Source organism: Filimonas zeae (assembly GCF_014641615.1).
Taxonomy (GTDB): domain Bacteria; phylum Bacteroidota; class Bacteroidia; order Chitinophagales; family Chitinophagaceae; genus Filimonas; species Filimonas zeae.
This window is the reverse complement of record NZ_BMIB01000004.1, coordinates 145,801-159,992: the sequence shown is the minus strand read 5'-3', so window position 1 is coordinate 159,992 and position 14,192 is coordinate 145,801. Positions and strand designations below refer to the sequence as shown.

General features: G+C 45.9%; 9 protein-coding genes. 8 read left to right on the top strand and 1 reads right to left on the bottom strand.

Annotation, left to right across the window (positions count from 1 at the left end):
- Nucleotides 1-117 precede the first annotated feature (117 nt).
- Nucleotides 118-798 carry an NADase-type glycan-binding domain-containing protein gene (locus IEY13_RS19355; RefSeq protein WP_188955286.1) on the top strand — a complete coding sequence of 227 codons (681 nt, stop codon included), beginning with the start codon at nt 118-120 and terminating at the stop codon, nt 796-798.
- A 213-nt stretch (nt 799-1,011) separates the two neighbouring features.
- Here the strand turns inward: IEY13_RS19355 and IEY13_RS19350 are convergent, their stop codons facing one another.
- A complete protein-coding gene (locus IEY13_RS19350; RefSeq protein WP_188955284.1) occupies nt 1,012-2,283 on the bottom strand; it encodes an NAD(P)/FAD-dependent oxidoreductase in 1,272 nt (423 codons plus the stop codon).
- Between the two features lie 385 nt (nt 2,284-2,668).
- Between IEY13_RS19350 and IEY13_RS19345 the strand changes: the two genes are divergently transcribed.
- The 7 genes from IEY13_RS19345 to IEY13_RS19315 all read left to right on the top strand — a co-directional run bounded on the left by IEY13_RS19345 (nt 2,669) and on the right by IEY13_RS19315 (nt 14,169).
- Entirely contained in the window at nt 2,669-3,982 is a 1,314-nt protein-coding gene (locus tag IEY13_RS19345; RefSeq protein ID WP_188955282.1) for a DEAD/DEAH box helicase, read from the top strand.
- A gap of 143 nt (nt 3,983-4,125) precedes the next feature.
- Entirely contained in the window at nt 4,126-7,452 is a 3,327-nt protein-coding gene (locus IEY13_RS19340; RefSeq protein WP_188955280.1) for a hypothetical protein, read from the top strand.
- Between the two features lie 36 nt (nt 7,453-7,488).
- Nucleotides 7,489-9,153 (top strand): SWIM zinc finger family protein, encoded by a 1,665-nt coding sequence (locus tag IEY13_RS19335; protein WP_188955278.1) that lies wholly within the window; start codon nt 7,489-7,491, stop codon nt 9,151-9,153.
- 321 nt (nt 9,154-9,474) lie between these two features.
- A complete protein-coding gene (locus tag IEY13_RS19330) occupies nt 9,475-10,989 on the top strand; it encodes a reverse transcriptase family protein (protein ID WP_188955276.1) in 1,515 nt (504 codons plus the stop codon).
- A gap of 67 nt (nt 10,990-11,056) precedes the next feature.
- On the top strand, nt 11,057-11,749 hold the full coding sequence (locus IEY13_RS19325; RefSeq protein ID WP_188955274.1) for an NUDIX hydrolase: 693 nt from the start codon (nt 11,057-11,059) through the stop codon (nt 11,747-11,749).
- A gap of 78 nt (nt 11,750-11,827) precedes the next feature.
- A complete protein-coding gene (locus tag IEY13_RS19320; protein WP_188955272.1) occupies nt 11,828-12,724 on the top strand; it encodes an NUDIX domain-containing protein in 897 nt (298 codons plus the stop codon).
- Nucleotides 12,725-12,726: 2 nt separating this feature from the next.
- A complete protein-coding gene (locus IEY13_RS19315; protein WP_188955270.1) occupies nt 12,727-14,169 on the top strand; it encodes a nicotinate phosphoribosyltransferase in 1,443 nt (480 codons plus the stop codon).
- Nucleotides 14,170-14,192: the final 23 nt, after the last annotated feature.

The window sequence follows — 14,192 nt, the reverse complement described above, 5'->3', positions numbered from 1 at the left end:
CCGGAGGGATGGAATGAAATACCCGGTTGTGACAAATAATAAAAATTACTTACGCTGCTTAAATTGTATCTTTAAAGGGTAACATACTCATCCCTATATCCTTATTGTAATAATACTATGCTTATTCTCCATGACTTTTTTCTTAGAATATTAACCGTAGATAATAATAAATGGCTAACTGTAAAAAAAACCATACTGCTTTTCTGTTTTTGCGTGTTGAGTGTCGGAGCATTTTCCCAGAAGTGCAATTTGGTTTCTGCTGTTAGTAAGTATGATGCGCTAAGTGCTGAGGATACAGCTTCTGGTGTTGGCGATGATGGTATATATACAATTCGTGAGCCGGAGGTTTTTTTAAACGTAAAAGATAAGCAGCGGTACTCTTGTCGCAATCTTTCTGACTTTAATCTTCGGACAGCGTGGGTTATGGATACGTCTGAACAGAGTAAAGTGGTGGTGAGTTATAAGTTCGACTTGTCTGCAGCCTCCGGTAAAGAAAAAGCTTTTAGAATAACGAAGCTATTCATCGTTAACGGCTATAGAAAATCTGCATTGGTATGGGCATCTAATTCCAGAGTCAGGTATGTAAATATGTCAATTGGCAACCGCCTGGTTGGCCGCGTTGAATTAGCGGATACTTACAAAATGCAGTCAGTGGATGTGACGAAATTAAATATGGTAGCTTTTTGGGGGAAGGTGCTGGAGGTTTCGTTAACGTTTGATGGGTTTTATGCTGGAACAAAGTTCCCGAATGATATTGCCATTAGTGAAATTAAGTTTGAAGGAGAGAGGTTTCAGTAGTTGTAATCTTTGTGTTTATTTGGCTCACATAATTGTAATAGTGAGATTACAATTATGCTGGCAAAGGAATAAGTATAGCTTATGGGTTTGTGATAATGTTAAAATATTGTCTGTGTAGATATAGGCTTGTAAGGAATTGCAAAAAGCCATCACATAATGAAAGTTATTGGATGGCTTTTTTACTAATTTAGAAATTTTGTGGTTACAGAAGCGCTAATTGGTTTTCTTCTTCGGCCGTATAATCATCCTCAGCGACTGATCTTTTGTCAGATAAGCCCCCGCCCAGTTATAAAAAGTCCTTAACCGGTTACGGTAATTAATCAGCGACATCAGATGCACGAATATCCATATCCACCAGGCAATAAAACCATTGAGGTGTAATTTGGGGCGCGGAAAATCTGCCACCGCTTTGTTTCTACCTATAATGGCCAGCGTGCCTTTATCATGATACCGGAAAGGTTGTAAGGGCTTACCTGCTGCCAGTGCTTTAAAGTTTTTGCCTACGTTAATCCCTTGCTGTATGGCTACCTGTGCTACCTGCGGGTGGCCGTCAGGAAAGGCAGGATCGCCTGATGCTATAGAAGTATCGCCAATGGCGTATACGTTGGTAAGATCTTTTACCTGGTGAAACTCATTCGCTATCAAACGGCGGCCTGCGCCGTAACACGCTGTAGGTATGCCGGGTAATACAGATGCAGAAACGCCTGCGGCCCATACCAGTGTTTTGGTGGCAATGGATTTACCATTGGTAAAAGTAACCACATCATCAGCATAGTCTTTCACACGGTGGTTCAGCAGTACTTCCACACCCATGCGGGTAAGTTCGTTATAAGTATCCTTCTGCGATTTTTCACTCATGGGTTTCAGCAGGCTGGTACCACCATCTACCAGATAAATATGCGCTTCGTAGTTTTTGCCGCTTACTTCGGGGTAGTCTAAGGGCAGTATGGTGCGCCGCATTTCGGCCAGCATGCCCGATACTTCTACACCGGTAGGGCCGCCACCGGCTACCATAAAGGTGAGTAGTTTGGTGCGTTCCGCTACATCAGTAGTTACAGTGGCTGCTTCCATTACCTGTAAAAAATGGTTACGAAGCAGCAGTGCATCGTTTACCGTTTTCATGGGTAATGCGTTGTTTTTAAGATTTTCCATGCCGAAATAATTGGTTTCGGCACCGGTTGCAAAAATGATATAGTCGTATTGGAGTGTGCCGGTACTCAGCACCACTTTGTTTTCTGCGGTTATCAGTTCCTGAAACTCGCCCATGCGGTAGCTTACGTTTTTAAACGGGCGTATCAGCTTGCGGAAGGGGTAACTGATGTTGGAAGGTTCCAGAAAGCTGGTGGCTACCTGGTACAAAAGCGGTGGAAAGAAGTTGTAATTGTTCCTGTCTACTATTATGATACTGTAAGCCGGATTTCTGGCCAGTTGCTGCGCCACATTAATACCGGCAAACCCGCCCCCGATAATAACAATCTGTTTCATGATTCATTCAATTTTGCTAAAGGAGAAAGCCTGGACCTGAATACGGTGGCTAAGTTACTTCAGGAAAGCACAAAACTTTCTTAAACCAGTTTTATTACTTGTGTGGGCTTTTTCACTATATTTAGGTATATTGAGTCTGAAAAGGATAGAAAAAAGGCTGGTAAGTGGCTGGAAAAGCGGGTCTTTACGGTTTAGGATTTACTTATGATGGATTACCGTACCTTTACACTGCCTTAATTCCTATCTTTAGGCGACTAGATATTCCTTCTCCCGTTGCAAGAAGCTCATCCGGTCATAACGATCAGGGGCATAAAAACACGCTGACTCCTTCAAAGTGTCGAAATCTTAAAGTAGTCAGTATTTAATTGTATTAAAACGAACTATTTTGACATTTCAGGATTTGAAGTTGTCAGAGCCCATATTAAAGGCGCTGGCAGAAGAGGGGTACACCAAACCTACTCCCATACAAGAACAGGCGATTCCGATCGTACTTGATAAGAAAGACTTACTGGGCTGCGCCCAAACCGGAACCGGTAAAACTGCAGCTTTCGCCATTCCTATACTGGAACACTTACATACGCAGGAGGCTTCCAAAGGATACAGACATATTAAAGCATTAATTCTAACGCCTACCCGCGAACTGGCGGCGCAGATTGATGATAGTTTTACTGCCTATGGCAAGTATACCGGTTTAAAGCACGACGTTATATTTGGTGGCGTGTCGCAGCATACACAAACGCTGTCGTTACGCAACGGTACCGATATATTGATTGCCACGCCCGGACGCCTGCTGGATCTGATGAACCAGGGCTATGTGCATATTGCACACCTGGAGTTTTTTGTGCTGGATGAGGCAGACCGTATGCTGGATATGGGTTTTATCAACGACATTAAAAAGATTATCCGCGAATTACCTGAAGAACGGCAAACACTGTTTTTTTCGGCTACCATGCCGCCCACCATTGCCAAACTGGCCGATTCGTTGTTAACAGATCCGCTGAAAGTGGAAATTACTCCGGTATCTACCACTGCGGAAAAAATTAAGCAGGGGGTACTGATGGTATCCAGAAATGATAAACCGGCCTTGCTGGAATATCTGCTGAACCTGGGTAATATTACCCGTACACTGGTGTTTGCACGTACCAAGCATGGTGCAGATAAAATAGCTAAGCAACTTACCAAAGCAGGTATTAAGGCAGAAGCACTGCATGGCGATAAATCGCAGCAGTCGCGCCTGAGTGCCCTGCATAACTTTAAAACCGGGCGTCTGCGTGTGCTGGTGGCTACCGATATTGTAGCACGGGGTATTGACGTAGATAACCTGGCATATGTAATTAACTACGACCTGCCGGAGATGCCGGAAACATATGTACACCGCATTGGCCGTACAGGCCGGGCAGATAAAAGCGGTATTGCACTTTCGTTCTGCAGCCGGGAAGAACGTGAAAACCTGCGCCTGATTAATAAGGTTACCAACCAGAATATTCCGCTGGTAAAAGACCATCCTTTTCACCAGGAAGTAGCTGCTGGTAGTGCCAAAAGTGGTGGTGGCGGCAACCGTGGTCCGCGCCCGCATGGTAATGGTGGTAACAAGCCTGATTTTAAAAACAAACGCCGCCCGCAAAGCGGAGGCGGTAACAGACGCTCCGGCAACGGGCAGCATGCAGCACATGCACCGCGCCAGCAGGGAGCAGAATAAATATAAATCTTAGTGTAAAAAAGGCCCTTTGTTATTGACAAGGGGCTTTTTTATGTAGATAAATAATTGCCAGGTATGTGGATTATTCACGTATCTGATAAATGATTATGTGTTACCTTACAGCACCACAACCCATGGAAGCTATGCGACTTGTGAAACAAACAACGCTGTATTACAAAGAGGGCAACTCCGATAAAGTATACGAGATAAGCCTTTGTGATGTAGGAGGCAATACCTATGTAGTTAATTTCCGGTATGGAAAAAGAGGCGGGCAGTTGAAAGAAGGCACCAAAACACCCGCACCTGTAGCACTGGCTACTGCTGAGGGCGTATTTGATGCACTGGAAACGGAAAAGCTGAATAAAGGGTATACTACTACCGAAGGTGCGCCGGTAACGCCCAAAGCATCTTCAGCAACTACAGCTGTTAAACCGGATGAATCGCTTTTTCCCTTATCTGAAAGCTGGAAGCAACTGCCTGCTGGCAGAAACAAAGCCATTCTGCGCCGTTTACATGCAGCTGTTACCGGCGAGGCTACCGGTGTAGCGCGTAACTGGAAACTGAGCAGGGTAATATGGAAAGCAGGCGAGTATCATATTCAGGAAGCTACTCCCTACCTGATAAGGCTGTTTAATACGGGCAATGCCCTGCAGCAATACTGTTGTTTATGGGCTATGGTACGTAGCCGCAGTACTTCTGCTATACCTGTGCTGCAGCTGCTATACAAACAGGGCAGCGTTCAGCTTTCGCGGCTGGCGGGTGCGGGTTTATTACAGCTGTTGGAAGGGGTAGAAAAGCAGAATCATCTGAACACCTACGTAAAGGCGCTTCCGGAGGCTTTTCAGGAACTATATGCAGAAGGCCTGCCGGATGTTTTTTTGCAGGAGCGGCTGGAGCAGCCACAGACAGATTATAAATGGCTTACTACTTTATACCTGATAGCTACTCAAAACCTGCGGCTGAAGCAACAGTTGAAAACGCTGTTGCTGCCGCTGATATTGAAACCGCCGTATTTTAAGCAGTTCAGAGTCATATTTAAACTGGCTGAGTTGCTGGACGATTTTGATATGCTGGGTATGCTAAGCTGTAAAACAGAGCGCGACCAGGAAATGTATAAACACTATCTCAGCTATGCCGATGCGCAGGAAGAGGAAGTATATGTGGCAGAGATAGAGGACTGGATAACGCCCCGCAAGGAATCTAAAAAAGCAGGTAGCCGCATAGCCTTTTCTAACAGAACCAAATGGTATTTACACCGGCGCACCTTACGCCGGCTGAAAATGCTGGGTAATGCCCACAGCACAGATTATGTAAAACTGGCTACCGCCGTTTTAATAGCATATGAGCGTGACAGGGATGTAACGCCTTACTATAGTGAATATAATTATGAGTGGAAGGGCCGGGAATATGTACGGGTAGAAACCCGTTTTCCCAATAACTCACAGGCCATTTATCTGCATCAGATACTCAGCGCCGATCATCCTGATCTTACACTGGTTTCCGGAAGGTGGAAAATGCGCAACCCCGATGATAAAAAGCCTGTAACAACCACTCAACGGCAGCCAGGTGCTGCTAATGCAGAAGGCGGCGGACTATTAAAAAAGCTGGCAGGTTTGTTCGGGCGTAAGAAAACACCAGATGCAGCAGTACCCACAGAACAGCCGGAAGCAAAGCCCGAAATAATTGTTGCGGAGGTGCCTAATGAAAACGGCACGCCTTACCTGGGTTTATGGAATGCCATGCCGCAGGCCTATGTGCAGTTGCTTATGCAGGCGCAGGTGAACGAGATACACCGGTTTGCTATAGAAAACCTTACCGTGCATCCGCAATATGCAGCCATTAAGCAAAAGCTGGATAAGGAAGCCATTAAGTTGTTATTGCTTTCTCCTTATCCGCTGCCTGCCTCTTTTGGCCGTACAATGGCAGAAGAAAGATATACGGCAGATGTTACGCCGGATAGCGATGTAATTATTGCCATGCTGAATAGTATTGATGAGGCTGCCCGCGCTACAGGGCGGGGATGGGCAGGTTTGCATAAAGGCGTGGTAACGGCTGATCCGGATTTTATTACCTGTATTGCCTTTAACAGCGATGCGGGTATAAGGCAGTGGGGGCGGCAGTTGCTGGCTACTACATTGTTGGATGAGCGGGTAAAACAAGCTGCTGCCGGTAAAGTAATCGTGTTTTTGCTGGGGCTTACCCCCGGTAAAACTATAGATGAGGCACTGATAAAAGAAGCTACGGACTGGTGTTTTACCTTATTGGCGCAGGAGCTGAAACAGGTGTCTGCAGGGGTACTGAGCGATATGCTGCAACATCCGGTAACAGCTACTTTATTATTTGGCCTGCGGTTACTGCAGCATAGCCAGGTGCAGGCAGGAAGTTTATCTGAAGATTTTATATATGGATTGCTGTTACATAGTTACCAGCCGGTACGCGAAGCAGGTGTTGCTTTACTCAATAGCCTGCATACAGAAGAGCTGCTGCAGAAGCAGCACCTGGTAATGATGGCTTGTATAGGTAAGCATGAAGATGTGCGGAAAGGGATAGCACCCATTGCCGGCAGAATGGCGCATACAGATGCCGGCTTTGGTAACAAGCTGGTAGAAGCATTGCTGCCGTATTTATTAAGAAAAGAAACGATAGAAGGATTACAACTTTGGGTAAGTGAATTGTTGTGTAATGAGCTTACGCCTTTTCTGAAAGATGTAGATAAGCAGGCAGCCCTGCGATTACTGTATTCCACCTTTGCGCCCGCACAACAAACCGGTGCCTTTATACTGGAAAAATATACTGACCCGGCACAGCTTACCATGCCGCAGATAGTTGCATTGGGTAGTCATGAAAATGTAGCGGTACGTGAATGGTGCCAGCGTTTATACAACCAGCAGGTAGCACGCATACGGTATGAAAAGGACGAGAGTCTGCAACTGCTGAATAGTAAGTGGGATGATATGCGCGCGTTTGCCAGGGAGTATTTTCTGCAGCATTTTACTGCGGAGGACTGGACGGTGGAAACACTGGTTGCACTGGCTGATAATGTAAAGCCGGATATTGAAGCGTATGGTCGCGAACTGATTACGCGCTTTTTTAAAGAAGAAAACGGAGAAACCTATCTGCTGAAGCTGAGCCAGCACCCCAGCGAAAAAATGCAGCTGTTTGCTACCAACTATCTGGAGCGGTTTGCGGCAGACAATCTGGAACGGATACAGCAGCTGGAGTTTTATTTCCGCTCTGTGCTTACGCGGGTTAACAAAAGCCGCGTGGCAAAAAAGCGGATTTATCATTTTCTGTACACAGAGGGTGTAAAGCATGAAGCGGCAGCCCGGCTGGTAGGTAGTATACTCTCTGATATTTCTGCTACCATGGCTATTGGCGATAAAGCAAAATGTATAGAAATACTGCTGCAGCTACAGGCGCTGTACCAGGTGCAAACACCGCTTACAGTAAAAGAAACAGAGGTGCGATAAAAGAACTGATTGTATTCACGTAAACACAGCAAGGTTATGTTGTTTAATTACCGGTTTGCAGGATCATCTACCGTTAGCAGTACATCGTATATGACGGGTATGTCGTTTGCACCTGATACACTGCGCGAGAGTGCCTGGTTTATAGGAAAACTGAACCGGAAAATTGCTTTCCGCGAAGCTATTTCTGCATTGCATGATGTGGTGGTGAGCGACCTGCGTTTTAAACCCAAAGATAAAACGGCTTATAAAGAATGGGTGGCGCAGAACGAAGCAGTTTTTCTGGCAGAATATATGGCCGGATACGATGCGCAGGCGGCGGATAAAAGAATAGACGCCCTGCGGGAACAGCTGGTGGGGGTGCGGGCGGAACAGGCTAAACTGATGGGGCCCTACTGGAAAGCGAGAAGTAAATATTTTGATTACCTGTATAAGAACGACCGGGATGCGTGGATTGTACTGGACCCGGTAATTACCATTCACCCCGATGAATTGTTTTTTGAATGTTTTAGTCAGGATGAATCTACCTACGGCAAACTGGGTTGTAATTACAATGTGTTTACGCAGCTGGACGATTTTAAATGCGGTACCACCAATGTAGATTATTCAGCTGCTTTGTATGAAGAGTTTCAGAAGATACGTGACTACAAGGACACAGAACTGAAAATAGACCCTTCGGGCTTTACAGTACAAACCACCGATGAAGATGTTTTTAAAGAGGTAAAGATTGATGTGCCGGATAGCTGGGTGCGTGGTTTTTTACAGGTAAGCAGTGCTATGACTATGGCTGCCACGCAGTTTGAGCTGCACCCGATGGATATATACAGCATTTGTTTATTACTCCGCAGGCATAAGGAAAAGCGCGGCCCAAGATCGCTTCGTTATGTGCTGGAACCCGGCAAGCCGGTAACCGTGGTGCTGGACCCCTGGGGCACAGCAATTGAATGCCCCAGAAGTATTTACACCGGCAATACCCGCCAGGAAATAAGAACCTGGGGCAGAAGGCGGTTGCTGGTACTGGAACGGTTGATACCCGTTGCCAGGAAGTTTACCGTATACCTTACCGGAACGGGGTTGCCTGCTTTTTATGTGGCCGACCTGGGCGATATGAATTTTACCCTGGGGCTAAGCGGGTGGACAGCGAACAACTGGAGCCATGCAGGCAATTTTGATTTACTGGCGCCTCGTATGGAAGTGCCTGATGGCGTAAAGCAGCAGGTGTTTACACAACTGCATCACGACTGGCTGGGCACGGCAGCAGAACTGGCTGTTAAGCTGCAGTTGAGTACCGCAGAAGTATCCGGCGCGTTAAGTGCATATACACAGGCTGGCCGGGTAATATATGATATGAACAAACAACTGTACCGCCTGCGGGAACTGAGCAGGGAACCTTTGCCTTTTGAACAGTTGCGGTTTGATAACCCACGGGAAGAAATGGCGGCAGAGTTGTTGCTGAAAAGCCAGATAAACTATAAAACAGCAGACCGGCCGGAGGGAGGAATTGTGCTTACAGGCACTGTAAAAGCAGCGCGCAGAACGTATAATACAAAGCTGGAGATTGACCTGGACGAGAAAATACAATCGGCCGGTTGCGACTGCAGCTACTATGTAGAAAACAAACTGTACAAAGGCCCCTGCGAACATATGCTGGCTATACGGCAGGCTTATAATAAAACACGTATACAGGCAGATAAACTTGTATAAAAGTGATGTTGAAAAGGAATTAGTAATTATATTTGTTAACAATAGTTCATGTTCTTTGACAGAAAGATGGTAATGCACCTTGCTTCCGAAAGGAAAGAGCGATGTTTCGTCGTTCAGGTACAATGACTTTGTCATGCATCACCAAATATAATCTTTACTATGGCCCGGGGGTACTATCTCACCATTATCGGTGTAGGCCCCTTGTGCCAGAATAGTGAGATAGTACCCCCGGGCCTGGCGTTGATTAATCTGGTCCCCGGCGTGCACGAAGGCAGCTGCCATCTTTCTGTTATAACATGACCGCTCTTCTCTACCTGAATCATGGCAGATAACCGATTAACCCGCCAGCAGATTTACGACCGCATACGGTCATCCTCCAAAGAAGAATATGTTCGTTCAGAAATGTTACGTCTGGGTTTTTGGACTGCCAAATCCGGAAACACGCAGATAACAGAAGTGCTGTTGCAGCAGGAAGCGACCCTTACCAAAGAGCTGAACCAGCTGATGCAGGAGCGTACCCGCTATAGAAACAAAGAAGCGGTGCTGAAGGAGATGCGCATGAAGCGTATGGCCGAAGCGCGCCGTAAGCGGGAAGAGACTAAACAGAAGCGGGAGTTACAGCGCCTGGAAAAAGCAGAAGCCTGGCGTAAAAGAAAGCAGGATGAAATTGTTTACCTGGGCGAAACGGTTTCTGCAGGGTTGCAGCCAGGCCAGAGTAATGAGGCTTTATTGTTACAAAGAGGGTTACCGGTATTTCATACAGAAAAAGAGCTGGCGGCGGCGGCGGGTGTTGACTTACGGGAGTTGCGCTTTTTATGTTACCACCGCAAAGTATCGGCCGTTAACCATTACCGTAAGTTTTTACTGCCTAAAAAATCCGGTGGCCACAGGTTAATATCGGCTCCAATGCCCCGGATTAAGAAAGTGCAGTATTGGGTACTGCATCAGATACTGAATAAAGTGCCGTTACATGCAGCGGCCAATGGCTTTGCTACCGGCCGTTCTATTGTTACCAATGCGCAGCCGCATGTGGGCAGGCAGGTGGTAATTAATGCAGATGTAAAAGACTTTTTTCCCTCTATACATTTTAAACGCGTAAAAGGCGTATTTGAAAAGCTGGGCTATAATGAAAGGATAGCCACCATACTGGCGTTGTTGTGTACTGAAGCGGTTACGCAGGAAGTAGTAATAGATGGTAAAACTTATTTTGTGCAAAAAGGCTGTCGCGTGCTGCCACAGGGTGCACCCGGCAGCCCGGCCATTACCAATATTCTCTGTTACCAGCTGGATAAGCGTTTACAGGGTGTGGCTGGTAAGCATCAGTATCAGTATACGCGGTATGCAGATGATATCAGCTTTTCGGGCAGTGAAACCACACTGGCAGCCGAAGCCATGGTATGGCGTATAAGAAAGATATTGCAGGAGGAAGGTTTTACCGTGCATCCTGATAAAGTACGCATTATGCGCAAAGGAGCCCGGCAGGAGGTTACCGGCATTGTGGTAAATAAACAACCGGGCATTCCGCGTGAAAAGCTGCGCCGGTTTCGCGCTTTACTGCATCGTATTAAAACCAAAGGCTGGGAAGGTGTGCAATGGGGGGAGGGTAATATTGTAAGTGCTATGCTGGGGTATGTGAATTTTATAAAAATGGTTGATCCGGTAAAAGCGGCCAGGTTTGAGAAAGAGATTGCTTTGCTGGGGCAGTTGCCCGGTTTTACAGAAGCGCAAAAGCAGGTGCCGTTAACACCTGCACCGGAAGCATTGCAAAAGCCATCAGATACTAATCCGCCATCAGCACCCAATACCGGTGAAGGAGACTGGTGGAAAGTGGTATAATAATAACCGGTTATATAATAGCAGAATGCCCTTGTGTATGGTGCAGTAAAATAAATAGTTTTGCACTATGGGTAAAAAGCAATCGGGAATCAGCGTTACGGTAGATGCCATTGTATTTGGCTACGAAAAAAACGAAGGCGTATCGGTATTACTGATTAAACGTAAATACGATCCGTTTAAAGATAACTGGGCTTTGCCGGGGGGATTTGTGCTGGAGGATGAGTCGCTGGAAGAAGCGGTGAAAAGAGAATTGCAGGAAGAAACCGGTATAAAGGTAAACTACCTGGAACAGCTATATTCCTTTGGCGCCCCTAACCGGGATCCGCGCCAGCGGATTATTTCCATTGCTTACCTGGCGCTGGTAAAAACAGCTTTGTTTGTAGAGCTGAAGGCAGATACCGATGCCTCATCGGTACAGTGGTTTAATATTGACAATTTACCCCGCCTGGCTTTTGATCATAAACTAATACTGGAAAAAGCTGTACAACGTGTGCGTGCCAAAGTACGGTACGAGCCTATTGGCTTTGAACTGCTGGATAAAAAATTCTCCTTTGCCGATCTGGAAAAACTATACATGTCGCTACTGGGCAGGGATATAGACCGCCGCAATTTCCGTAAAAAAATGATGGGGCTGGAAATACTGGACGAACTGGATGAATGGGCAAAACCGGAAGGTGCCGGGCGCCCCAGTAAAATGTTCCGGTTTAACAAAACACGCTACGAGCAACTGCAGCAGGAAGGCATTTTATTTGAGATTTAGCAAGTTTGCGTAAAAAAGACGCAAAATATTTGGTGTGTAAATTTATTTGCTTTTATATTTGCGTATAAATAACGCAAAATGAAAAATACAGGCGTCATCATAGCAAGGTTCCAAACACCGTTTCTGCACGAAGGGCACCATTACCTGATTGAATCGGTAAGGGCCTTACATCACAGAGTGGTAATTGTGTTAGGTACTTCTCCTGTAAAAGGCAGTAAGCGCAACCCTTTCGATTTTTATACCCGCGAACGCATGATTAAAGCAGCTTACCCTGAAATACCGGTGCTGCCCCTGCGGGATTGCGCTTCTGATGAAGTATGGTCGCACAAGCTGGATGAATTGCTGGATACGGCGTTTACAGGTGAAGCTTTTATTTTGTACGGCAGCAGAAGCAGTTTTGCAGATGCATACTCCGGCAAATGGGCCACAGAAGTACTGCCGGAGAAAGGCGACTTCTGCGGAACAGATGTAAGAGAAAAGCACAGCGATCTGGTGCTGGATTCTCAGGATTTCAGAATGGGTATTAACTATGCCTGTTACAGCCGTTATAACACCGTATACCCAACCGTTGATATTGCATTGTTTAATAACAACCGTACCCGCCTGTTGCTGGGAAGAAAGAAAGAGGAAACCACCTGGCGTTTACCCGGCGGCTTTGCAGATACTACAGATAACAGCTATGAAGAAGCGGCCAGAAGAGAACTGACAGAAGAGTGTGGCGAATTAGTAACTTCAGTACTCAGCTACCTGGGCAGCTGCCGGGTAGATGACTGGAGGTACCGTAGTGAGAACGATAAAATTATGACGCTGCTGTTTACGGGTAACCTGCTGGAGGGCGAACCGGCTGCCAATGATGACCTTGCCGAACTAGCTTGGTTTGAGGTAACCGAATTACCTGCCATGGTGCAACAACAACAAATTAATCCGGTACATCATCCATTAATCCATATTATTCTTAACCACTTAAATAACTAATTATGAAAACCGAAAACATTATCATGCTGGCAGATGCCTATAAATATTCTCACCATAAATTATACTATCCGGGTACTACCAAAATATACTCTTACCTGGAAAGCCGGGGTGGTGCTATGGAAGACACGGTGTTCTTTGGCCTGCAATACATTATTAAAAACTATCTGGCCGGTGAGGTAATTACCAAAGAAGCAGTGGATGAGGCAGAGCAGGTGCTGAACGGCATTTTTGGCAGAAAGGATGTGTTTGACAGAAGTAAGTTTGACTACATTATTGAAAAATACAACGGTCGTTTACCGGTTACTATTAAAGCGGTAAAAGAGGGTACAGTGGTACCGGTGAAAAATGTGTTGATGACTATTGAAAACAATGATCCTGAATGTTACTGGCTTACTAACTTTCTGGAAACACTGCTGATGCAGGTTTGGTACCCTGCAACGGTAGCTACCGTAAGTAACCATGTGCGCCGGGTAGTGGAAATGTATTATGAAGAAACTGCTACAGAAAGTGCACGCCAGGGTATTGACTTTGTGTTAAACGATTTTGGTTTCCGTGGTGCCAGCTCTGTAGAAAGTGCAGGTATTGGTGGTATGGCGCACCTGCTGAACTTTAAAGGAAGTGATACAGTGCTGGCACCAGTATATGCACAACGTTATTACGGTGCTGCCGGCTTTCTGGCTGCTTCTGTGCCTGCTACAGAACACTCTATTATGACGCTGCTGGGCGCTGAGGGAGAACTGGAAGTATTCAGGCATATTCTGGAAGCATATCCTGAAGGTATTGTGTCTGTGGTGTCTGACTCTTTTGATATATTCAAAGCCTGCGCAGAGTATTGGGGTGGTACTTTAAAAGAAACGATATTAAACCGGAAAGGTACATTGGTAATAAGGCCCGATTCAGGTGATCCGGTATATACGCTGCTGCGGGTATTTGAAATACTGTTTGAAAAATTCGGATACACCATTAACGAAAAAGGATACCGGGTATTACCGCCTCAGGTGCGGGTAATACAGGGAGATGGTATTAACCTGGACAGCATCCGTACCATTTACAGTGCCTTAAAACTGAACGGTATTTCTGCTGAAAACCTGATACTGGGTATGGGTGGCGCTTTGTTGCAGAAGATAGACAGGGATACACAGAAATATGCAATTAAATGTGCTTATGCTGAGGTAAATGGTGTAAAAACCAACGTACAGAAAAATCCGCTGGAGATTAATGGTAAAGGGCAACTGGTACGTTCTTTCAAAACCTCTAAATCAGGCCGCTTGCAACTGGTAAAAGAAGATGATACTTATAAAACGGTGGCGGAAGATGAAGCGGGTGATAAAGGTGAACTGGTAACTGTATTTGAAAATGGAACACTGATGCTGGAACAACAATTTGCAGATATTCAGGCGCGCGTTATGGCTCATACAAGTGTCAGCACTACTATAACAGCTTAAACTAAAACGGGCTGGCGGGCAGC

Coding starts and splice junctions, on each gene's coding strand:
- IEY13_RS19355 (WP_188955286.1), top strand. CDS start 118: ATGCTTATTCTCCATGACTTTTTTCTTAGAATATTAACCGTAGATAAT.
- IEY13_RS19350 (WP_188955284.1), bottom strand. CDS start 2,283: ATGAAACAGATTGTTATTATCGGGGGCGGGTTTGCCGGTATTAATGTG.
- IEY13_RS19340 (WP_188955280.1), top strand. CDS start 4,126: ATGCGACTTGTGAAACAAACAACGCTGTATTACAAAGAGGGCAACTCC.
- IEY13_RS19335 (WP_188955278.1), top strand. CDS start 7,489: ATGTTGTTTAATTACCGGTTTGCAGGATCATCTACCGTTAGCAGTACA.
- IEY13_RS19330 (WP_188955276.1), top strand. CDS start 9,475: ATGGCAGATAACCGATTAACCCGCCAGCAGATTTACGACCGCATACGG.
- IEY13_RS19325 (WP_188955274.1), top strand. CDS start 11,057: ATGGGTAAAAAGCAATCGGGAATCAGCGTTACGGTAGATGCCATTGTA.
- IEY13_RS19320 (WP_188955272.1), top strand. CDS start 11,828: ATGAAAAATACAGGCGTCATCATAGCAAGGTTCCAAACACCGTTTCTG.
- IEY13_RS19315 (WP_188955270.1), top strand. CDS start 12,727: ATGAAAACCGAAAACATTATCATGCTGGCAGATGCCTATAAATATTCT.